This window comes from uncultured Porphyromonas sp., from assembly GCF_938039215.1.
Classification (GTDB): domain Bacteria; phylum Bacteroidota; class Bacteroidia; order Bacteroidales; family Porphyromonadaceae; genus Porphyromonas.
The window spans coordinates 19693-41438 of sequence record NZ_CALHVI010000015.1; the positions used below are offsets into that span (position 1 = coordinate 19693).

Below are 21746 nucleotides of genomic sequence, written 5' to 3' on the forward strand. Positions count from 1 at the left end.
AAGATCCTCCCATGCAGACCATCTACGACTTCATCGCTCAGACCCCTTCGGGTGAGCCCGTGCGCCTCTCTCAGTACCGAGGCAAGGTCCTTCTCATCGTCAATACCGCAAGTAAGTGTGGCTTGACCCCTCAGTTCGCTGGCCTCGAGAAGCTCTACGAACTGTATTGCGACGCAGGGCTTGTGATCCTAGGCTTCCCATGCGGGCAGTTCCTAGGACAGGAGCTGAAGACGGGGCTAGAGGCTTCGCAGTTCTGCGTGCGTAGCTATGGGGTGACTTTCCCTATGATGAAGAAGATCTCCGTCAACGGCCGAGATACCGATCCTATCTTCACTTACCTCAAGCGGAGAGCACCTGGGGTGCTTGGTAATTGGATCAAGTGGAACTTCACCAAGTTCCTCATCTCTCGGGACGGGCAGGAGGTCCTCCGCTTTGCGCCGATGACTCGCCCCGAAGCCCTCGAGCCTGCCATCAAGCGCTTCCTCGCCGCTCCCCAAGACCTCTAGAAGACGGCGCTCCTCTTAGTTTTTACTAACTTAGATGCACCGAGCTCCCCCTACTCATAGAGAGGGGAAGCTTTTCTTAGAACCCCTAGATAGAATTAACGATGATGGATAAACGCACAATCCCCAGTTCAGAGCTGATCATCAATGGTGACGGCTCGGTCTTCCACCTGCACCTTCGTCCCGAGCAACTCGCTGATCGAGTCTTCCTCGTAGGCGACCCCGCACGAGTCGATATGGTAGCCTCTCGCTTAGATTCGATCGAGTGTAATGTCTCGAGCCGAGAGTTCCACACGATCACAGGTACTTATCAAGGTAAGCGTATCAGTGTCGTCAGCCATGGGATCGGGACGGACAACATCGACATTGTCCTCAATGAGCTCGATGCCCTAGCGAACATTGACTTCGAGACCCGTCAAGAGAAGGAGAACTTCCGTCAGCTCACGCTCGTCCGTGTCGGTACCTCTGGAGGCTTGCAGGATGAGACTCCTATCGGTACGTATGTGGCTGCCGAGCATTCGGTGGGCTTCGATGGTGTGATCTACTTCTATGCAGGCACCGAGCGCATCCGTAATAGAGCCTTCGAGGAAGCGCTTATCAAGCAGCTGGATTGGCGAGTTGAAGGTCTTCGTCCCTACGTAGTAGCTGCTTCCCCCGATCTCATTGAGCAGATCTGTAAGGATGATATCCTTCGAGGAAATACCATCGCAGCGAATGGCTTCTATGGGCCTCAGGGAAGACAGCTTCGTCTCCCCTTGCAAGATCCCGATCTGAATAAGAAGATCCAAGCCTTTGACTTCGAAGGTCGCCATCTGACGAACTATGAGATGGAGAGCTCTTCGCTGGCAGGTCTAGCGGCACTCATGGGGCATCGTGCGATGACCGTGTGCTGTATCATCGCAGGGCGTAAGGCTCAGAACATGAATACCGACTATAAGGGTAGTATCGAAGGGCTGATTGACCTCGTCCTTGAGCGTATCTAGATCAGCATTCATTTGACTATTCGATGGAGACTCTTTCGCTTCGAGCGATCTTCTTCGTATTTATAGGAGGAGGCTTAGGTAGCCTCCTCCGTTATTTCATGGGGTGGGGTGTAGCTCGCTTGCTTGGTCATGCTACGGCATGGACAACCTGCGGGGTCAATGCCTTGGGTTCGCTTTTGATTGGCTACCTGCTTGGACTCTCCGCTCGAGAGGTAGGACTGAACGAGGGGTATCGCTATCTCCTCATTATTGGACTCTGCGGTGGATTTACGACCTTCTCTACTTTCTCTTCCGATGTGCTCCATTATCTGCGGAGTGGATCGTATCTTCAAGCTTGCTGCTACCTCCTACTTAGTGTCTGTTGCGCCCTCCTCCTTGTCTACCTAGGATTTCGCTGGGGGCGCTCGTAGATCGCTTCTAGCTGCGACCTATTTATATTGTGAAGGCTCCAGACCGTGTACCTCTCTTGAGAGGGCACGGTCTGGAGCCTTACCATTTGCTAATGGGGATAGCTAGAGGCGATAGCTGATATTGCCTGAGAGCCAGAAGCCAGGCTGAGGTACCCCTGCGATATCTGAGTACTGCGTATCGGTGAGATTATTCATCTCGAGACCTACACGCAGGTGGCGATTGATGAGGTAGTCGATCTTCAGATCAAGTGTAGCAAAGGGAGAAGGCTGATTGACTCGATCTTGGTAGCGAAGAGCCCAGAGAGCTTCAATGCGCTTTGATACCTGGTGGGCAAGCTGAGCGGTGAACTTGTGGCGCAGATAGTTCAGAGCATACTTCGATACGGCGACACTAGGAGCATGGTGCTTCTGCGTCATGTAGAGGTAGTCGAGGCTGAGCTTGCCTCCATCGCCGAGCAAGGGGAGGTATTCGGCAAGACGTAGCGTAAGACCTGCTTCGATCCCTTGGTTTGTGAGCTCTGAGATATTATGCGAGGTGAAGAAGGCCTCTGTGGGATCGAACTTCACCCAGTCAAGGAGATTACTTCCCTTCATCAAGAAGTAGGAGAGGTGTGCCCGAAGGAGCGAAGTCTGGTACTTGACGATCCCCTCGAAGGAATGTGCATACTCAGGCTGTATATTATCCCCGTGCTTGTGGTTGGGGTCAGAATACCAGAGGTCATTGAAGGTGGGCAGGCGCATGGATTTACTCCAAGTAGCAACGAAGCTCCATCGATCTAAGGGGTGGTAGTTGATGCTTACCGATGGGAGGAAGTTGTACTTGTCCTTCAGTAGGGAGTTATGGCTGAGGAGACCACCAGCCGAGATCAACCACTTGTTTAGCTTCACGGTGTGCTCTAGGCTCAGATTCGTATTGAATCGGCTTCCGTGCTTGGTGTAGTAGCTCTCGGGCTTGGATCGAGGTGTCCCTAGCTTATTGCCGACGACTTCTTCGTAGCGGAGTTCACCAGCGAGCGTCGTAGTCCCAAGAATGGAGCTGTAGTTCATGATAAGCCCTGCTCCGTAGTTATTCACGATGTGGTGATTCTGACCGATGGTCGAGCCCTTGATGAGGTTGAAGCGGTCAAACTCATGGTCCCAGTAGAGCGTAGGCAGTAGGCGAAGACGGGAGGAGCCAAGGTCACCACGTAGTGAAGCAGCAGCACGGTGGGTGTGTTCGTACTGGTTGGGATACTTAGGGGAATAGAAGCTATTTGCGCCAAACTGCTTATCACTATAGCCTAGCTGTAGGTCGAACTTATTCTCTCCCGATAGAGCGAGACGAGACTGCCAGAGTGCATTGTAGATCTCATAGTCGGTATTAGGGCGGTAGCCAGAGCTGGATCTACGGCTGAGGGAGAGGCTATTCTGTGTCTTCCCTAGGGCAAGTGCACCACGAAGTTCGGCTCCAGTGAGGCGGTGCATCCCTGCAGATACCTTGGCATAGAGCGACTTCTCGGTGTCGTGCTTGGTGATGATGTTGATGGCACCAGAGAAGGCCCCCGTTCCGTAGATCAGAGCAGAAGGCCCACGGAGGATCTCGATGCGCTCGATGTCAGAGAGATTGATGGGGAAGTCGAAGCTTAGGTGCCCAGTCTTACTACTACTGAGGTTGATGCCATTGAGGAGAATGATGGTCTGATCATGTGAGCCCCCACGGATGGAGATATCTGCTTGTACTCCCTGTGCGCCACGCTGAGCGACATCGATCCCTGCGACATAGGTCAGGAGTTCTTGGATACTTCGTGCAGGAGTTTGCGCAATCTCTTTGGCGGAGATGACGGTGACGAGACGTGTCGCTTCGTTGAGCGGAGTAGCGACCTTGGATGCGGTCACAGTGACCTGATCGATCTCCTTCTCAGGCTCACCTTCTATGGCTTGGGGAGCTGAGGCAGATACATTCTGGGCACTAGCCGTCGAGATGTAAGCGCAGGCTAGGGCAAGGCTGGAGAGTGTACCGATGTTGATGACTCGGTGCATGGTGTTGAAGGCTCCGTAGCTTTTGCGTGTCATACGTCGGAAGCGGAGGACGGAGCAGGAGAGCAAGTTTAGTTGCTGCATCTGTAAATAAATGATTGGTTATACGTGTACTTCCTTCTTCTCTGGATCACGAAGGATCCACAGCCCAAGGAAGGTGAAGAGTCCATTGAAGAGTAAGATCTCATAGCCGACCTTATAGCCCCAAAGTGTCTCTAGAGTCAGCGAGAGGCCATAGCTGACGAAGGGAGAGAGTAGGCATAGGTAGGGAGTGAGGTGATCCCGTACACCTCGTCGGGTGAAGAGCCCAAAGGCATAGAGTCCCAAGAGAGGACCATAGGTATAGGAGACGGCGGTGAAGATCGTGTTGAGTAGCGAACTCTGCTGTATGCTCCCGATGAAGAGCACCATCAGAGCAAAGGCTGCACACATCCCGAGGTGGATCCACCAGCGCTTACGTTCGCTGGAGTGATCTCCATCGAGCTTCATCCCGAGGAGGTCGGTGCAGACCGAGGTCGTGAGGCTTGTCAAGGCGGAGTCAGCGTTGGAGAAGGAGGCTGCTGTGATCCCCAGCGTGAAGAAGATCAAGACCCATGAGCCGAGATAGCCAGAGGCTAGGAAGGGTAGGATATCATCGCCCCGCTCGGGGAGGGTCAAGCCATGAGCTTCTCCATAGTGGAGGAGTAGGATCCCGAGGACAAGGAAGAGGAGGTTCAGCGGAAGGAATCCAAAGCCATAGGTCAGCATATTGGTCCTAGCCTCTCGGAGGGTACGGCAGGTGAGGTTCTTCTGCATCATGTTCTGGTCAAGCCCCGTCATCACGATGACGATGAAGGTCCCACTGACGATCTGCTTCCAGAAGTAGAGGGGGCTTGTCCAGTCATCAAAGACAAAGATGCGACTGTGCGGATCTTGACGCACGAGACGGACGATGCCAGGGAGATCTAGACCGAGCTCCGCAGAGACGACATAGATGATCAGCACAAGGGCGAGCACGAGGCAAGCTGTCTGAAGGACATCCGTCCAGATGATCGTGCCCATCCCGCCACGCTGTGTGTAGAGCCAGATGATCGCTACCACTGCAAGGACCGTCACGGGGTAGGGGACACCCAGCGGAGCGAATACTAGCTGCTGAAGGATGAGCGTGATGAGGAAGAGCTTCGCTGCAGCTCCGAAGAGCTTCGAGACTAAGAAGAAGAGTGCTCCTGTGCGGTAGCTATGCTTACCGAAGCGTTGCTCTAGATAGGTGTAGATCGATACGAGCTGCAGTCGGTAGTAGAGGGGTAGCAGAATGTAGGCAATGACGATATAGCCCACGAAGAAGCCCATGACGAGCTGGAGATAGGTCATGTCCATCCCTCGCACCATCCCAGGGACGGAGACGAAAGTGACCCCAGAGATCGAGTCGCCGAGCATGCCGATAGCGACGATCCACCAAGGGGTGGTACGCCCAGCGAGGAAGAAGTCAGCATTGCTCCCCTCTCGGCGTGTGAGCCGAGTGATCAGGAAGAGGAAGAGCAGATAGAGAACAAACGTAAGGAGTACGCCCTGTGCCATAGTGAAGCGAGCTCTACCGACTAGTGATTGTACTGAACCTCCCAGTCCTGCTGGGTAGTGACCTTGCCACAGTCCTTGATCATCTGCATATCCTCCTCTGCTTGGCGACCGATCGTCGTCAGGAGATCGCCTGTGATGGCAGCATTGATCCCTACATAGATCGCCTTGCGCTGTGTCTCGGGGGAGAGCTGAGCACGACCGCCAGAGAAGCGGAGGAAGGCCTTGGGATTGACGAGACGGAAGACTGCGATCGTGGAGAGGATCTCCTCTTCGGTCAGTGGTGTAGAGGAGCCAAGAGGTGTTCCTTCGATCGGCTGGAGGATGTTTATGGGGATGCTGTAGCTCCCCAGTCGCTTGACATAGAAGGCAAATTCGATGCGCTGGCGTAGGCTCTCGCCCATGCCGATGATGCCTCCGCAGCAGACACGCATCCCGACACGTCGTGCTGCCTCAAGGGTCGCTTCCTTGTCTTCTTGGGTGTGTGTGGTGCAGAGCTCACGGAAGTAGCTCGGTGCCGTCTCCATGTTGCAGTGATAGGTCGTGACTCCGTTGTCGAAAAGCTTCTGAAGCTGGGCCTCGGAGAGTAGGCCTAGCGAAGCACAGCACTTGAGATCGGGGTTAGCTCGCTTGATGGCACGGTAGCTGACGGACATCATATCGATCTCTCTGTCGGTCTGTCTACGGCCACTTGCCACGAGGGAGAAGCGCCCGATACCCTGCTTGTGGTTGTAGGTAGCTTGAGCAACACAAGCACTAGGGCTAACTACTGCGTAGCGCTCTGCTGAGGTCGCATAGTGGGCACTCTGAGCACACCACTTGCAGTCCTCTGGGCAGTTGCCACTCTTAGCATTGATGATCGAGCAGGTGTCGAAGGCATTGCCCATGAAGTGCTCTGTGATCTCGTGTGCAGCCTGGTAGAGCTCCTCCTTGTTGGGGGAGGAGAGCAAAGCAAGCGCTTCGTCTTCGGTGATCTCGCCACCTGCGAGGATGCGTGCTTTGATGTCTTGGATCATAGTCGTCTATGAATGATAAATCGGAAGAGGTCGTATAAAGAAGCGTTGCCTCACCACCCTATACGCTCTCGGAGAGCTGAGGGTGGTGAGGCAACGCTTTAAGTAGTAGTATGCTTGGTATAGGGTAGGGTACTACCCGCTTCAGCTGTGCTTAGTGACAGTGAAGTGCTCTGCTCTGTGGGGGCAAGGCCAAGCGAGAGGGTACGCTTAAGAGTCTCCTCCTGTAGCTCGTCTTGCTCATCCATACGGAGGAGACCAAGCGTAGCGATATGGACTGCGAGCGAGGTGGTCTTACCCGCCAAGCGCTCAAGGACGTTCAGAGCTAGATGCCCGATCGTGACGCACTGACCTAGACTACGGAAGACGGCTGCTCGGCTCCGCGTCCAGCGACGGAAGCAGAGCTGGCTAGCAGTCTGTAGTGGAGTAGTCTGAGGGTGCATCGCAGTCCTTTGGTCTGTATGTGGTTAGCTGTTTCTCTTACTTAGCTACACGCTCCAGCCACTTGACCATGGCAAGCATCGTGATCATCGAGGCAGCACAAGCACCTACGAAGACGAGCCAGCAAGCCCAGAGAGGGATGCTCGTGTAGAGTACACCACCGATGAAGAGGAGCGAGTTCCCTAGAGCCGTAGCAGCGAGCCAAGCACCCTGCATGACCCCTTGGAGGTGAGGAGGAGCGACCTTCGATACGAAGGAGAGGCCTAGAGGAGAGATGAAGAGCTCAGCCATCGTGAGGATGAAGTACATCCCGACCATGACCCAAGGAGTGAGGAGCATGTCGTGCTTAGCTGCTTCGCTCATCGTGCCGAGGGTGCTCTGTTCGGGCAGACCCAGTGAGCAGACCATGAGGAAGACATAGGCCAGAGCAGCGATACCCATCCCGATAGCGATCTTGCGTGGAGCAGAGGGTTCCTTACCCTTAGCACGCAGACGACCGAAGACATACATCACAAGGGGTGTGAGGAAGACCACGATCATAGGGTTCACCGACTGGAAGATCTCAGCTCCCTTGATCTGCGTGAAGCCTAGGTCGATCTTGATGACGCTCAGGTCTACATAGTCACGAGCGAAGTAGGTCAGCGAGTAACCATTCTGGTGGAAGGACATCCAGAAGAAGATGACGACACCGAAGACAGCGAAGAGTGCATAGATACGCTGCTTGATTTCAGCTGCGCTCATCTGGACTTCTTCCTTGCCAGCAACTGCACCATCGGCAGCGACTTCCTTCTTGCTTGGATCGGGGAACTTCTTCTGGTTGGCGAGGAAGATAACCATCGATACGCAGATCATCACTACGGCAGCGATGAAGGCATAGTGGAAGCCACGGCTGAAGACTTCGAGGTACTGATTGACGAAGTCGTGCAGGCTATCGAAGGTCTGACCATTCGTGGATACCTTACCCATGAGGCTCTGGAGGTTCTCAAGAGCCTGCTGAGGCATCTGGTCGCCTTCACGCAGATACTGATGACAGAGAGCTGGGAGCTCAGCGCTGTAGTCGAAGCCATTGTGGCTCAGCCACCAGTTGCGGATCCCTACTGCCATGAATGGGGCGAAGATCCCCCCGACATTGATGAACATGTAGAAGATCTGGAAGCCTGCGTCACGAGCACTCTGGTAGAGAGGGTTGTCGTACATCTGCCCGATGAGTACCTGCAGATTCCCCTTGAAGAGACCGTTCCCAAACGCAATGACTCCGAGCCCAACGCAGGTCAGCGTGAGGTAAAGAGGAAGGTTGGGTACTGGCGTAGGCGTGGGGATGGCGATCAGCACATAGCCAAGAGCCATGACGACTAGACCGGTGACGATGGTTGCCTTGTACTTCTTAGATCTGTCAGCGATGACTCCACCGACGAGCGCTAGGAGGTAGATCGAAGCGTAGAAGGCCGAGTACACATACCCTGTCACCTGCTCACTCAGACCGAACTTGGCTGAGATGAACAGCGTGAGGATCGCCATCATGATGTAGAAGCCGAAGCGCTCTCCCATGTTTGCGAGAGAGGCCGCGATCAATCCCTTAGGATGATTTTTGAACATAAGTTTGGGTTGTTAGGATGAGTATTGTTATTAAGTAATTCTTTACTCCTAGGTTGAATTAGGCAAGTGAGTATTTACCCTCGTTTACTCCTGACGGATGTCTAGGATAGCACCTGAGCGGATATCGAAGTAGATGGCCGTGGTGTTGGAGGGATTGAGGTTAAGCATCTTCGGAGCCAATGCTTGAGGAGCACCAAGCTGAGCGAGTCGGAGCTTCTCTTCGGTGAGCTTCTTACCCTCATAGTCGATGGAGACAAGCGCTTCACCAGGCTGGATATAGACGATGCTATTCTCCAGCATCTTGTCCTTCTTCTTTTGCTCCTTGTCATTGAGCTCGGGTGCATGCTCTAGAATGCGTAGACTGAGCCGTATGGGTGCTCCGCTGAGGTCATCTGCTGAGGTGAGACCTGCGACAGAGGAGAAGCGAGCGAGGGTATAGTCCTTGAGCTCCTGCCCCGAAGGGGTGTAGTGCAGGACATACTGGGTGACACGCTCTGTGGTATCTCCGAGGAAGAGGCGCTGTGTGCGTCGCTCCTCTGTGCGAAGCTGCTCGATAGCTAGTCGCATAGATTCGCCATCCTTGGGCATATTGTCTACTGAGCCCGTGACGATATTCATCAGATTTTCCCTAAGCTCATAGAGGTAGCTAGCAGCGATCTCTGCTTGCTTGGCTTTGGATCCTGCTTGCGAATACTCACGAGCTAGGGCAGGCAGGGCCTTGTCCGAGCTCTTGTCTAAGAGCAGCTGTGTGGCGGGGCGGACTTCCGATAGACTCTTGGGTAGTTCCTCGCCTCCGTTGATGGAGTAGAGGATGCCTGTGTCGGTGAGCTTGACGAAGGGAGCAAGCGTCTTCTTGTCGAAGGCGATGAGGTACTGATGGGTGGAGTCGGGGCGTCCGATGGTGTGTAGTTCACTAGAGAGGAGCTCATAGGTATGAGCGGGTGTATCGGAAGCCCACTTGTTGAGGTATCTATCCGCATAAGAGGCGAGGACCCCAGGGGTATAGACGAGCTCTCGCACGGTGAGTACGACCTCTATCTCTGTCTGTGGTAGACGATAGACGATACCGTAATCTGTTTCTTTCGTCACATCGTAGCGTCGGACTCGGGTCTGAGCGCTAAGGGAGGCGGCAGAGATCAGGATAAGTCCGAGGAGCGCTATCCAGCGATCTAATCGTTGCATGTAGGATCTTTGTCTTGATGAGTGAGCGGACAATTGTTAGCAAAACTAGTAAAAAAGCAGGGATTTTCAAATGGTTAGCTTCTCGGGAAGAGGAAGGTGACTCCTTTTGGAAGCTGAGGGGAAGAATGGCATTGCTCTCACCGCTCTCCAGCTTCCCCTTCTGCTGTGCTTTTTCCCCCCACCAAGGATACCCCCAAAAGAAACCTACGGTAGGTCGTCGATGCGACCCACGGTAGGTCGGTGAGGCGACCTACAGTAGGTTTTAAGAGCGACCTACCGTAGGTCGTTTTTCTGCTTCTTCAGCTGGAGCACTTAGAGAGGATGTTGAGGGCGGGTATGGAGCGACTTTGGGGGAAGGAGATGGGGGCACATTGGGATAGGGAGGAGAGCTAATATGGGGGCGGGGGCTTCTATGATGGATCACCTATGCCCCCCATGTATGGGTCGCTCTCGTCACCCATGAATGGGGCACTTTGAAGACCTGAGTAGGTCGTTTTTCGCCCCATCAAAGCCCTTGGAGACAAGGGATGCTCAGACGGGATGGGGAGCGACTTTGGGTAGAGGAGTGGAAGAGGCTTGAAGAGGGGGGAGGATTAGCTCTATCCGTCGGGGCAAAACGAAAGCAGGCGACCCGTGCAAGCTATATACTTGCACGGGTCGCCTGATATGATGTCGGAAGGAGCGCCTTAGCGGAGGCTAAGCTCTTCGATCAGACGAGGGCACTTACCCCACTTGTCGATGGTGAAGAGGACGTAGCGGATATCTACGCCGATGGTGCGCTGGAGGTTGGGCTCGAACTCGATATCCCCACTCATCGCTTCCCAGTTGCCATCGAAGGCAAGACCGAAGACACGACCGTTCTTGTCGAACATGGGGCTACCGGAGTTACCGCCCGTGATGTCGTTCGTCGAGACGAAGGCGACATGGAGCTGACCATCCTTCTTGTCTGCCCAACGACCCCAGTCACCCTTCTTGATCAGATCAAGGAACGAGGGGAAGACGTTGAACTCCGTAGACTCGGGGTTATTCTTCTCGAGGATACCACGGCTGGTGGTGAAGTAGTCATACTCGACAGCGTCTGCAGGGCTGTACCCCTTGATCGTACCGTAGCTCATGCGCATCGTAGAGTTCGCATCGCTAGGCATGGGTTTGGAGGGGTTCTGCTCCTGACGACCAGCGAAGTAGAGGCGGTTGCCACGATCGATCGGTTCGTAGAGAGGCTTCAGTTCGGCAGAGAAGCCCGTGTAGATCGCCCACACTTCGTTAGATAGCTGGACAGCGGGGTCCTTGCTCAGGATCTCTAGAGCGTTAGGCTGGTGGATGGTGGCGATGAGCTTATCCTTGTAGGGGACGACACTCTTAGCGAAGAGGGCATCTGCATAAGCCTTGGTATTGCCACCATACTCCTTGTCGATGATATCGAAGATAGGAGCGACACGCTTAGCATCGACACGCTGACGGACGATATCCAGCATAGCGGGGAGGACCTGCTGGTCGAGGGAGGGGACATAGTCCTTGTAGAACTTATCCAGGCTCTTAGCTAGCTCTTCCTTCGTCTTAGCTGCGAGCTTCTTGAGCATGGCGGGATCATCCAGACTGCGAGCGGCAGATACGATCTCCGTACCGCCGATGAGGGCTTCACGCAGGTACATGGACTGACGCTCGATGCTACCGAGCTTCTTGTAGGCACCTTCCATCTCCTTGAGGATGCCCTTGTAGGCCTGAGCCTTCTTGCCGGAGGCTGCTACCCATTCTTCGAAGGAGGCTTCTTCGGCACGCTTCTGGTCGAGGACACCGAGCTTGATGAGGGCCTTGTTCATCCCGATGGAGTTCTTCCAGTAGTTGGAGCTACGAGCGTACTTCGAAGCATACTTGATGCGAGTAGCCTGATCGGCATTCATCGCTGCACGCCAGAGGTCCTGCTTGATGCCACGTACCTCGATGCGGGGCTCGTTCTGATCCTTCATGCGGTTCTCTACAGCGAACGAAGGGATGTAGCGAGAGGTCGAGCCAGGGAAGCCGATGGTCATCGCATAGTCGCCCTTCTCGTAGCCTTCGGTAGATACCGTAGCGTGGTACTTGGGGGTGTAGGGTACATTGTCCTTGCTATAGTCAGCAGGCTGATTGTCCTTGCCAGCATAGACACGGAAGACGGAGAAGTCACCCGTGTGGCGAGGCCACATCCAGTTGTCCGTATCACCACCGAACTTACCTACCGATCCTGGAGGAGCGAAGACCAGACGAATGTCGCTGAAGACATCGTAGGTGATGAGGTAGTACTTGTTGTTGGCATAATAGGGACGGATGATGGAGAGCTTGTGCTGACTCTTCAGACGAGCAGACTCAGCCTTCTCCATGCCTTCGCAGATCTTACGGATCTGGCTGAGGCGGTCGATCTCATCCTTGGGCTTCTTGACCTTAGCGAGGATCTCCTTCGTGACATCACGGATCGAGGAGAGGTAGCTGATGGTCAGCCCTGGGATGGGGAGCTCCTCCTGGAAGCTCTGAGAGACGAAGCCATCACGGAGGTAGTCATGATTGACCGAGCTCTGCGACTGGATGGCATCGAACCCACAGTGGTGGTTGGTGAAGACGAGCCCCTTGTCGGAGACCGTGACACCCGTACAACCACGACCGAAGATGACCACCGAATTGGCTACGCTGGGCTTGTCCAGACTGTAGAGGGAGTCGATGGGGAGACGGAAGCCCAGTTCCTTCATCTGGGCGATGTTCTCCTTCGTTAGCTCGTTCAGGAGCCACATACCCTTATCTGCCTTAGCCTGATGACCAAGGGATAGAGCAGCAGCTACGAGGACGAGGCCTTTCTTTAGAAGTTGCTTCATAGATTTACTTGTGTATTGTGATGCGTGATACTCGTAGGTTTGCACCCAAGAGAAGGTGCGTAAAGATACGATAGACCTCCGATAAAGAGAAAAGAGTCCTCCTACTACTTATATAGGTAGCGACGTATGCTCTGCTTCGGGGTCTTCTCAAAGGGCTCGGTGCGAAGCTCGAAGCGCTGGATCTTCTCGTAGCTACCTACCTGCTCGTTGAGGACGGAGCGCTGGGCTTGGATCTCTTGCCAAGCTTCCTCCAGAGAGAGCCCATTCTGCTCGATGAGCTGGAGGTTGGGCACGATGATCGCCTCTAGCTTACCTTGGCGCATCAGGACGAGGCTCTCCTGTATGTAGGGGAGCATCCCGATCTTCGCCTCGATCTCTTCGGGGTAGATGTTCTGACCATTTCCACCTAGGAGCATGGCCTTCGAGCGCCCACGGATGTAGAGGAAGTGATCCTTGTCCATCGTCCCTAGGTCGCCTGTGCGTAGCCAGCCATCCTCGGTGAAGAGCGCCTTGGTTTGCTCAGGGTTCTTGTAGTATCCCATGCAGACATTCTCGCCTCGTACTTGGATCTCGCCGATCTCTTCAGAGTGAGTGCCCTCAGAGCCTTCGTGCTGCTCAAGGGGAGCGATGCGTGCCTCCATATAGGGATGAAGCACCTGACCGCAGGAGCGTAAGCGCCAGTCTCGGGCATCGACGTAGGAGATGAGCGGAGCGCACTCGGTCATCCCATAGCCGACGGTGATGGGGAAGCCAATGCGCTTGAGGAAGGCTCCTACCTCGGGGTTGAGTGCAGCACCACCGACGATCACCTGACGGAAGGCTCCGCCAAGCCCTTCGGTAAGCTGCTTGCGGATCTTGCGGTATACGATCTCACGGATACCAGGGATGGCAAGCATGAAGCGTACCTTGCTGCTCTTGAGGATGGGCTGTAGGGTGTTCTGGTAGATCTTCTCAAGGACGAGGGGGACGGAGATGACGACTGTGGGGCGTACCTTCTTGAAGGCGACTCCGAGGATCTTGGGTGAAGGGACCTTCCCGAGGATCACGACATGCGTCCCCGTGGCCATGGCGAGGAAGAGATTGATCATGCAGCTATATACATGAGCCATGGGGAGGAAGCAGAGGAGTGTCTCGCTGGACTTGATGATCTTGCGCTCCATGCAGAAGGTGAGGTTGCCTGCGAAGTTGTTCCCCGAGAGCATGACCCCCTTGCTGAAGCCCGTCGTACCCGAAGTGTAGTTGAGGACCATAAGCTCCTCGTTCGGGGTCTGGTAGTAGGAGACATCCTCGGGGCGCATCCCTTGGGGGAAACGTGCATGATGATCCGCCTTAGCTTGCTGGAGCTGTGCTTCTACTTCGGCGGTACCTGCAGAGGCATGGAGGATGTGACCTTCTTGGAAGTCGAGGATGGTGGCTACCTGAGGGATGCCTGCTGGGGTCATCCCCTCCCATAGATTGGGGTTGATCCCAAGGATCTTGGACTCTGAATGGTCGATGATCTGCATCGCATCGGCGGGCGGGAAGTCCTGAAGTACGGGCACGATGACCGCTCCATAGGTGATGACAGCGAGGAAGAAGATCGCCCACTCGGCGGTATCCTTGCCCATCAAGGCGACCTTGTCGCCGTGCTGTAGTCCTTGGCTAGCGAAGAAGAGGTGCCACTGGTCGATGGCTTCGGCCATCTCCCCATAGGTGTAGGAGCGACCTTCGTAGTTTGTCATGGCGGGCAGAGCCCAGTGTTGCTTAAAGCTATCTTCAAAGAGTGAGATTAAGTTCTTTGCGATCATTATGTATAAGAGAGTTCCTGTTCCTGTGATAATTATGCGCAAAGATAGGGCTTTTCGCTCACTCTGCACACTTCTTGGGATAGTGCGCAAATGTGACTTGCCCTCCCTGTGCATTCAAGTGTGAACCACGGGGAGGGCAAGCGAAGAGTATATCTGATGGGAGGAGAGGTCAGAGTCGGTAGTTGAAGCCGAAGCTCAAGAGCTCGTTGTACTGGAGATGCTTGTTCCATTCTGGGGCAGGACGTACGGCATCGTCGTAGCGGAGCTGAAGATTGAGGCGGGTGGAGAAGAAGCGTGTCAGCGCCATGTCTAGTGTGTTCTCCCATTCGGCTTCGACATGCTGGTAGGAGGTGTTGAAGTAGAAGCGTGACGTCCAGGTGATATTCATATTCATCTTCCACTGCCAATTAGCACGGACAGTCGAACCGATACGCTGATACCAGAGCATATCCTCGCTGAGCCCGTGTCGAGCTAGATCGATGTGCTTCTTCGTCGTTGCTCGGTAGGTGTAGGAGATAGGTGCCATGTTGATCGAGAAGTTGAAGGCTCGTCCGTAGACCTTGGTAGAGGTCATCGAGTAGTCGAACTTCATCCCTAACCCCACGTTCACCGTATAAGGTGCGAGGAAGTCGGACTGTACGCTGGTCTTATTCTCCTTGTAGGATTGTAGGAACTGGGTGCGAAGCTCTGCATCGAGGGTGTAGTAGACCTTGTTCCAAGCGCGTATCCCGTAGTTGGTGCCGAAGCGGAGGAGGTCATCTGCGATACGGTAGCGATGGACGGAGTCCTTCTCTGCGTTGTAGACGCTGAGGCGGCTCTCGATCTCATTGTTCCAAACGACTCGCTCGGTGACATAGCGTAGACCGAAGTAGTTGCGCATGTAGAGGTTGAGGTTGGAGGCACCACCCTTATACCAGTTGTCTGAGACTCGGTTCTGTGAGAACTGGATGCTGCTCTCTAGTGAGGGGATCCAGTGACGTTGCTTCAGGGCCTCATAGTTCCGATCTTGTGGGAGCTGAAGGCCTTGTGGCTTGCTCTCTTGGGTATAGTGGGTGAGGGCTCGCTCTACGGAGCCTCCACTAGGACGAGCTAGGGCAAGTGTCTCGGGGCGACGCAGTCCCTGCTTGCTCCGTCCATCATAGTCTCCTTGACCCAGATAGGCAAGCAGCTGCTGGCTAGCAGGGTAGACCGAGCTCAATAGCCCCTTGCAGTCAAGGGGCAGACGATCCCAAGGCTGTGGCTTGCCGAACTGGAGATATTCGTTGGGTGGGACGACGATACGAAGCCCCTTCCCTCGGGAGATCCTCCAAGTGCTTCTTCTCTCCCCTCTAGGTATGAGTAGGGCGGGGAGAAGAGCCGAGCGTGTGGGATTGTATGAGTCTTGGCCCCCTAGACGGTAGAAGTCAAGTAGCTGTAGGGAGTGACTGGGAGCCTGAGCCTTCAGCTCCAAGAGGCTTGGGCTTGAGATAGGGGTGGGGATATAATACTCCGTCCCTTCGGCGAGCAAGCTGTCTAGTCGAGAGGCTTGGCGCACGAAGTCCTCCTTCGTAGGCTCCACATTCTGGGCAGATAGGCTGAGGGTGGTCAGCGCCCATGCGACTAAGGATAGACGGGATAGAGATCGTCGTATAAACATTGTCTTGTAGCGTTGTGGCTCATCTTCGAGCCTTACAAAGGTAGTACAAGCCTAGGGAATACCGACAAGGTGCGAAGCCCTCCAAATCTTTCGAGTGAAGACCAGCAGAAGACACCGCCCATACCGACCTCCATCGAGGGTATATAAAAGCGTAGGCTACAAGCAACGAATCTGCTTGTAGCCTACGCTGTCTGAGGGGCTTCCTCTTCGGTGGTCCCACTTGGGCTTGAACCAAGGACTCCCTGATTATGAGTCAGGTGCTCTAACCGACTGAGCTATAGGACCAGTGAGTCTTGACCGAAGTCTTACTCAACTTTGTGCGGTATACTTTTCGCTCGGCAAAGGTAGAGATAATCAGCTTATCAGCCAAATAGTATGGGGTGCTACCAGAAGCGATAGACCAGCGCTAAAGCCCCTAGAGTACGAGAGGGACGAAGCCCCCCATGCTGTGCCTCTCGCTCGATGCGTCCCTCCAGCATCCAGTGTCGTGTGGGGCTGTAGCGCACACTCATCGCCAGCTCCAGCCCTCGTCCGTAGAGGAGCGATGAGCCGTATTCTCCTCGGAGCTTCGGGTGCTGGACATAGAGCCGACTTGCCCAAGAGGGGCTATCGAAATAGTCCGCTAAGAAGTCCAGACGCAGATGCTCCGAAGCCTTCCAGCGGAGCGAAGCGACGGCAGCCCAGCCCGAGGCGCTCCCCGTATGGGCATAGAGGAAGGCGCACTTGCTCTGCCACATTCCTTCGGAGTAGCTCCACTGGAGTTTTAGCCTATAGCCTCCCTCTGATCCTTCTTTCTTCCGTGCTCGGTAGTAGAGCCCGAGTTCTGAATGATCCCCTAGACGAAGGGAGGTCGTGCCCCCATAGGCGATCCCTTGGGAATGGTGCCGTCCGTCTTCGTCTCGTGAAGGACTTCTATAGCCCTCGATATAGAAGCGTGTAGGCCCGAGGATGAGCGGAGGGGCGAGCTGGATCTGAAGCCTTCCCCCCTCCTCATTATGGGGGCGAAGCGCATGTGTCCCTGCTCGCCCGTAGTAGCTCCAGTAGTCTGGGGCTAGATGCCAAAGGGAGAGGCTCATCCCACCCCATAGTCCCTGCTCATAGGATAGGTGATGGATGAAGGCCCAAGCCCGAAGGGAAGTTCTCGCTACTTCTCCGCTTAGGCGGAGTCGCCCTCGGAAGGCTTGCCCATGGTAGGAGAGGCTTAGGGCGGTGTAGCCTCGTAGGTCGTGCAGCAGGGCGCTTCGTCCGCTCCCTGGAGGGGTGCGGAGCGTGGAGCCTCCCCAGTCTTGGTGTAGCCCTTGGAGAGCGAAGGAGAGATAGGGAAGCTGGTAGCTGATCCAGCCTCCATAGAGGAGTGTCTTCGCTCCACCCCGAGCCTCCCATGCCTGCTCTGTGGTGTGGAGACCTGTCTCGGAGAGCCCCGTAAGTACGCCTTCTTTCGAGCGGTGGGCATCGATCTTGCGGCTGGAGACGAAGAGCCCCGCCCGCCATCTTGCTTTGCTCAGGGTGAGGGCAAGACCTCGGCTGTAGTCACTCTCGCTCATGTGGCGTACGGGGCGCACTCCATCCCCGAAGCGAGGGATAAGAGCAAGGAAATTGAGGGGAAATGTTCCTTGCCCAAGGAGCAAGCCACAGCCTCGAGAGACTCGGTAGTCTCCCAGTGTAAGCTTTAGCCCTCGATGCTCTAGTTGGGCATGGAGACTGTAAGCATCGAAGCCCCGATGTCCCTTCCTGCTCCATGGCTCGCCATAGTCCTTCTCTCCAGCGGCAAAGAGGCTTAGGGCCTGTGGGATCGCATAGCTCCAGCCGAGGCGAAGGGCATCGCTTGGACCAAGGATCGGCTTCGGACTGCGGGGTGGGGTGCGCCTTCCATAGAAGAGGGTGGCTTCCCCTTGGGCATAGAGGGAGCGACTTACCCTGCTATCCTCTCCTGAGGGAGGACGACAGGTGAGCACGGAGCGTAGCAGGCGAATGAGGGTGGTGCTCCATCCAGGGACGAGCTTCAGTTCGGAGTATTCATGGAAGGCCTTGTGATCCGTGCGATAGCGTAGGAGCTGGTAGATCTGATAGTCTGAGAGGAGGGGAATGCGTCGTAAGTCTTCCGCCCCAGCCGAATTGATGTCTAGCGGGTTTGCTTTCAGTTCGTCGTAGAGTGCTAGGGCTTCTTTGGCTTCGTCTTCGGTCATCAGCTCCAGCTGTAGCTGACTCTCGATAAAGCTAGTCCAAGGACTTTCGATCTGTATGGAGTCTCTGGGGGCTTGTCCCCAGAGGAGCTGAGGGCAGAGGAGTAGGATGAGCAGTATAAAAGCCCCGTAGATCCCCTTCGTCGGGTAGGGGATCTGCAGGAAGATGGGTAGGGGGAAGAGGCGGAGAGATCTCTTCATGGGGTGGTGTTTTCTCTGCACTCTGTCGCTCGCATAGACCTGCCTCTAGGGTAGGGCTATGAGGGTGGCTGGTGGGTGCGCTGATTTGTGATATAAAGGTAGTGAAACTTGAGGCAACCCCGAGCCCTGCTTTGGGGGCAAATTCCCCTCCTGAGAACGAGGGGTGATGAAGGCCTCGACTTAGCCGATAAATAAAGGGTTTGGCGAGCCTTCTTCTCCCTCCACACGGAAGACCCATTTTGCGACCCACGGTAGGTCGCCTTTAAAACCTACTGTAGGTCGTCTGACCGACCTACAGTGGGTCGCCTTGACGACCTACCGTAGGTTTCTTTTTGCCTGCTTCGTGGAGGCTTTTTCTTGAGCTCCGGAGCAGAGGACGGATGAGCACCCAGTGCACCAAGCCTAGTCTATAGCTTTTCTTTATCTTTGTGTAAATAACCAAGTTGTGCTAGGCTCGCTCCTAGACCGACTACAGCTCACGCAAAGACCGAATCAATGCAAGGACTCAAGATCGTACTCATCGGCTACGGCAAGATGGGGCACGTCATAGAAGAAATAGCCCAAGCACGAGGCCATCAGATCGTGCTCACCATCGACCGAGGCGAAGAAGCTCGCTTCGATGATCCTCGCTTCACATCTGCGGATGTCGCTATCGAATTTACTGCTCCAGCGATGGCCTATGACAACTGTCTTCGTTCGATGGAGCGAGGGATCCCCGTCGTCTCGGGAACTACAGGTTGGTCAGACCGTCACTCCGAACTTCGTGCCCGCTGTGAAGCAGGCGAGGGGACTGTCTTCTGGTCTTCCAACTTCAGCATCGGTGTGAACCTCTTCCTGCAGATCAATCGCCGTGTAGCTGCCCTCATGCAGGCAGCTCCGAACTATCATCTGAGCCTCGATGAGACGCACCACATCCACAAGCTGGATGCGCCCAGCGGTACTGCTATCACCCTCGCAGAGACGATCCTCTCCGAGCGCCCCGAGCTCAAGGGCTGGGAGCTCACCGAAGAGGCTCATGCCGACCTCCTGCCGATCACGGCTCACAGAGAAGGTGAAGTGCCAGGGATTCATACCGTCACCTACACCTCGGAGGTAGATCGCATTGTCCTCACACACGAAGCCTTTGGTCGTCAGGGGTTTGCCCTAGGTGCAGTCCTAGCGGCAGAGTTCGCTCATACGCATCAGGGCTGGCTGACCATGGACGACATGCTGCAGCTCGGCTAGCCGAGTGTCTAAGCCCTCAGCTTAGAGATCACTTCTCTCTACTCATCACAAGCAGATACGAATGAAACAATATCCGATCGAAGGCCTCTCGCCTCGACAGCAAGCCCTCAGGAAGGTCAAGGGGGGTATATTTATCTTTCTCTTTGTCCTCTTCGCTCTGTGGGCAAGCCTATGGTGGCTCGTGCTCCTACCTCTACTTGTCGACTTCTATTTCACTCGATGGATCAACTGGCGCTACCTACGCACCCATCCCAATCCACTCGTGCGCTCGCTAGGTGCTCTGGTGGAGGATATTATCTTCGTCGTCATCACGGTGTCGATCATCTTCACCTACTTCTTCCAGAACTTTGCCATCCCTTCGTCTTCACTAGAGAAGACGCTCCTCATCGGGGATTACCTCTTCGTCAATAAGCTCAGCTACGGGCCTCGTGCTCCGATGACACCGATCGCTATCCCGCTGGCGCACAACACAGCCTTCGGACACAAGTCGTACCTCGATCACCCTTCCTTCGGCTATCGCCGCCTCAAGGGACTGGGCAAGGTCGAGCGCAATGACCTCGTCGTCTTCAATTTCCCCACGGGCGATACCGTCGCCTTGGGTATGCCTAATCCTGACTATTACACGCTCTGCGCTAGCTATGGTCGTGAGGCCGTCTGGTCAGATCGAGCTCAGTTCGGAGAAGTGGTATATCGCCCCGTAGATCGCCGTGACCACTATGTCAAGCGCTGTATTGGTCTCCCAGGGGAGCGCTTCGAGGTACGCAACAAGCAGGTCTACATCGACGGTAAGCCGATCAGCAATCCTGCTCGCATGCAGTACAACTATTACCTCCAGACCGACGGGACACCCCTCAGCCAAGAACTCCTCGACGAACTAGAGATCAACGACCGAGACCTCCAGCTCCTCTATGATTATAGGAGCTTCCAGCCCCGAGTCAATCCCGAGGTAGAGGGCTACCTCAAGCATGCGGGGCTGACCTTCGCTCAGGTCAGTGCAGATCGAGGCTATGGCGCTATCTATTACCTCCCGTTGACTCAGGAGATGAAGGCTCGTCTCTCCCAAGAGTCCTATGTCAAGGGTATCCAGGTGGAGATCGCTACACCTGAGTCCTCGGGTCTTGTCTATCCTGTGGACTTCAAGACTCCTTGGACCAAGGATAACTATGGCCCGCTGCTTATCCCTCGCAAGGGGATGACTATCCGTCTCCATCCTACGGCTCTGGCCTTCTACCATCGCTGTATTCGCAACTACGAGGGGCATAGCCTCGAGACTCGTCCCGACGGCACTATCCTCATCGACGGACAGCCTCGCACGACCTATACCTTTGCGATGGACTACTACTTCATGCTCGGAGACAATAGAGATATGTCTGCCGACAGTCGCTACTGGGGCTTCGTCCCCGAAGACCATATCGTAGGGAAGCCTGCCTTCCTGTGGCTCTCCCTCAATAGTGAGCGCCCCTTCCTACAGGGCGGTATCCGATGGTCTCGGATGATGCGTCTGATCCATGATAAGTAATCGGAAGATCTTACACAGCTCATTTGTTCGCTACGGAGCACTGCCACTAGGGCTGATCGTCCTAGTGGTCGTGCTACGTTTGTTTTTCTTCCTACCCTTCCGAGTGATGACCTCCGCTCAAGCTCCCAGCCTTCGCCTTGGGGCTTGGGCTCTAGCTCGACGGTCGCATAGCCCGAAGCACGGCGATATTGTCCTCTTCCGCATGACCTCACCTCGGGGACATACCGACACCTCCCTTCATCTGGGACGTATCGTGGCGCTCCCTGGTGACTCCATAGAGCTTCGATCGGGGAGGCTCATCATCAACGAGGAGGAGGTACGAGACTATCGCCATGAGATCAACCCTGCCGAAAGCTACGCTCTACGCCTACCTCGTGAGGGAGGGGTCTATCCCATCACTTCGACGAATCTAGTAGCCTACCGATCTGCCCTGCTGCAGGAGAGTAAGCTCTATCCCAGTGCCCCCGACGAAGTAGCCCTAGAGGGTACAGACCCGAAGCATTGGCTCAAAGCTCTAGCTAAGAACCCCTATCATACCTTCCGAAGAGACTACTATTGGGCGCTGACAGATCAGACCCAAGCTGCTCCCGACTCCCGCCATCTGGGCATCTTGCCTGCTGATGCGATCGAGGGGATAGTACTCTTCGGTCTCTGA

At 55.0% G+C, this 21746-nt stretch carries 16 protein-coding genes and 1 tRNA gene; 6 read left to right on the forward strand and 11 right to left on the reverse strand.

What is annotated here, in order from left to right; all coding sequences use genetic code 11:
* Positions 1-11: 11 nt before the first annotated feature.
* From Q0336_RS01825 to Q0336_RS08815, 3 genes are all read left to right on the forward strand, one after another.
* Positions 12-506 (forward strand): glutathione peroxidase, encoded by a 495-nt coding sequence (locus Q0336_RS01825; RefSeq protein ID WP_298524931.1) that lies wholly within the window; start codon positions 12-14, stop codon positions 504-506.
* A 101-nt stretch (positions 507-607) separates the two neighbouring features.
* Positions 608-1486 carry a nucleoside phosphorylase gene (locus Q0336_RS01830; RefSeq protein WP_298524934.1) on the forward strand — a complete coding sequence of 293 codons (879 nt, stop codon included), beginning with the start codon at positions 608-610 and terminating at the stop codon, positions 1484-1486.
* A gap of 23 nt (positions 1487-1509) precedes the next feature.
* Positions 1510-1896, forward strand: coding sequence for a CrcB family protein (locus Q0336_RS08815; protein WP_366139513.1), 387 nt, complete (start codon positions 1510-1512; stop codon positions 1894-1896).
* Positions 1897-1998: 102 nt separating this feature from the next.
* Here Q0336_RS08815 and Q0336_RS01835 read toward each other — a convergent pair whose 3' ends face one another.
* From Q0336_RS01835 to Q0336_RS01885, 11 genes are all read right to left on the reverse strand, one after another.
* Positions 1999-3996, reverse strand: a complete 1998-nt coding sequence (locus tag Q0336_RS01835) for a TonB-dependent receptor (RefSeq protein ID WP_298524937.1) — start codon at positions 3994-3996, stop codon at positions 1999-2001.
* 18 nt (positions 3997-4014) lie between these two features.
* The gene (locus tag Q0336_RS01840; RefSeq protein ID WP_298524938.1) at positions 4015-5469 is read right to left on the reverse strand and encodes a sodium:solute symporter; all 1455 of its coding nucleotides are present in this window, start codon (positions 5467-5469) and stop codon (positions 4015-4017) included.
* Positions 5470-5489: 20 nt separating this feature from the next.
* The gene (gene bioB / locus Q0336_RS01845) at positions 5490-6482 is read right to left on the reverse strand and encodes a biotin synthase BioB (RefSeq protein ID WP_298524940.1); all 993 of its coding nucleotides are present in this window, start codon (positions 6480-6482) and stop codon (positions 5490-5492) included.
* A 98-nt stretch (positions 6483-6580) separates the two neighbouring features.
* Positions 6581-6922 carry a hypothetical protein gene (locus Q0336_RS01850; RefSeq protein WP_298524943.1) on the reverse strand — a complete coding sequence of 114 codons (342 nt, stop codon included), beginning with the start codon at positions 6920-6922 and terminating at the stop codon, positions 6581-6583.
* A gap of 37 nt (positions 6923-6959) precedes the next feature.
* Positions 6960-8516: a peptide MFS transporter gene (locus Q0336_RS01855; protein WP_298524946.1), complete on the reverse strand. Its 1557-nt coding sequence runs from the start codon at positions 8514-8516 to the stop codon at positions 6960-6962.
* A gap of 84 nt (positions 8517-8600) precedes the next feature.
* Positions 8601-9698, reverse strand: a complete 1098-nt coding sequence (locus Q0336_RS01860) for a DUF4831 family protein (RefSeq protein WP_298524949.1) — start codon at positions 9696-9698, stop codon at positions 8601-8603.
* 686 nt (positions 9699-10384) lie between these two features.
* Positions 10385-12541: a S46 family peptidase gene (locus Q0336_RS01865; RefSeq protein WP_298524952.1), complete on the reverse strand. Its 2157-nt coding sequence runs from the start codon at positions 12539-12541 to the stop codon at positions 10385-10387.
* Positions 12542-12645: 104 nt separating this feature from the next.
* Entirely contained in the window at positions 12646-14328 is a 1683-nt protein-coding gene (locus Q0336_RS01870) for an AMP-binding protein (protein ID WP_298524955.1), read from the reverse strand.
* Positions 14329-14497: 169 nt separating this feature from the next.
* Positions 14498-15964 carry a DUF3078 domain-containing protein gene (locus Q0336_RS01875; RefSeq protein WP_298524958.1) on the reverse strand — a complete coding sequence of 489 codons (1467 nt, stop codon included), beginning with the start codon at positions 15962-15964 and terminating at the stop codon, positions 14498-14500.
* A 211-nt stretch (positions 15965-16175) separates the two neighbouring features.
* Positions 16176-16249 (reverse strand) — tRNA-Ile (locus Q0336_RS01880).
* A 98-nt stretch (positions 16250-16347) separates the two neighbouring features.
* Positions 16348-18348: a helix-hairpin-helix domain-containing protein gene (locus Q0336_RS01885; RefSeq protein ID WP_298524961.1), complete on the reverse strand. Its 2001-nt coding sequence runs from the start codon at positions 18346-18348 to the stop codon at positions 16348-16350.
* Between the two features lie 495 nt (positions 18349-18843).
* Here Q0336_RS01885 and Q0336_RS01890 point away from each other — a divergent pair, with 495 nt between their 5' ends.
* The 3 genes from Q0336_RS01890 to lepB all read left to right on the forward strand — a co-directional run bounded on the left by Q0336_RS01890 (position 18844) and on the right by lepB (position 21746).
* Positions 18844-19572 (forward strand): dihydrodipicolinate reductase C-terminal domain-containing protein, encoded by a 729-nt coding sequence (locus tag Q0336_RS01890; protein WP_298524964.1) that lies wholly within the window; start codon positions 18844-18846, stop codon positions 19570-19572.
* Positions 19573-19633: 61 nt separating this feature from the next.
* Entirely contained in the window at positions 19634-21091 is a 1458-nt protein-coding gene (locus Q0336_RS01895) for a S26 family signal peptidase (RefSeq protein WP_298524967.1), read from the forward strand.
* Positions 21081-21746: a signal peptidase I gene (gene lepB / locus Q0336_RS01900; RefSeq protein WP_298524970.1), complete on the forward strand. Its 666-nt coding sequence runs from the start codon at positions 21081-21083 to the stop codon at positions 21744-21746. The genes Q0336_RS01895 and lepB overlap by 11 nt, the downstream gene beginning before the upstream one ends.

Bases quoted from the DNA above. Each gene is read 5' to 3' on its own strand.
- Q0336_RS01875 (WP_298524958.1), bottom strand. From the start codon at position 15,964: ATGTTTATACGACGATCTCTATCCCGTCTATCCTTAGTCGCATGGGCG.
- Q0336_RS01835 (WP_298524937.1), bottom strand. From the start codon at position 3,996: ATGCAGCAACTAAACTTGCTCTCCTGCTCCGTCCTCCGCTTCCGACGT.
- Q0336_RS01890 (WP_298524964.1), top strand. From the start codon at position 18,844: ATGCAAGGACTCAAGATCGTACTCATCGGCTACGGCAAGATGGGGCAC.
- Q0336_RS01865 (WP_298524952.1), bottom strand. From the start codon at position 12,541: ATGAAGCAACTTCTAAAGAAAGGCCTCGTCCTCGTAGCTGCTGCTCTA.
- bioB (WP_298524940.1), bottom strand. From the start codon at position 6,482: ATGATCCAAGACATCAAAGCACGCATCCTCGCAGGTGGCGAGATCACC.
- Q0336_RS01855 (WP_298524946.1), bottom strand. From the start codon at position 8,516: ATGTTCAAAAATCATCCTAAGGGATTGATCGCGGCCTCTCTCGCAAAC.
- lepB (WP_298524970.1), top strand. From the start codon at position 21,081: ATGATAAGTAATCGGAAGATCTTACACAGCTCATTTGTTCGCTACGGA.
- Q0336_RS01895 (WP_298524967.1), top strand. From the start codon at position 19,634: ATGAAACAATATCCGATCGAAGGCCTCTCGCCTCGACAGCAAGCCCTC.
- Q0336_RS01885 (WP_298524961.1), bottom strand. From the start codon at position 18,348: ATGAAGAGATCTCTCCGCCTCTTCCCCCTACCCATCTTCCTGCAGATC.
- Q0336_RS01850 (WP_298524943.1), bottom strand. From the start codon at position 6,922: ATGCACCCTCAGACTACTCCACTACAGACTGCTAGCCAGCTCTGCTTC.
- Q0336_RS01830 (WP_298524934.1), top strand. From the start codon at position 608: ATGATGGATAAACGCACAATCCCCAGTTCAGAGCTGATCATCAATGGT.
- Q0336_RS01840 (WP_298524938.1), bottom strand. From the start codon at position 5,469: ATGGCACAGGGCGTACTCCTTACGTTTGTTCTCTATCTGCTCTTCCTC.
- Q0336_RS01870 (WP_298524955.1), bottom strand. From the start codon at position 14,328: ATGATCGCAAAGAACTTAATCTCACTCTTTGAAGATAGCTTTAAGCAA.
- Q0336_RS01825 (WP_298524931.1), top strand. From the start codon at position 12: ATGCAGACCATCTACGACTTCATCGCTCAGACCCCTTCGGGTGAGCCC.
- Q0336_RS08815 (WP_366139513.1), top strand. From the start codon at position 1,510: ATGGAGACTCTTTCGCTTCGAGCGATCTTCTTCGTATTTATAGGAGGA.
- Q0336_RS01860 (WP_298524949.1), bottom strand. From the start codon at position 9,698: ATGCAACGATTAGATCGCTGGATAGCGCTCCTCGGACTTATCCTGATC.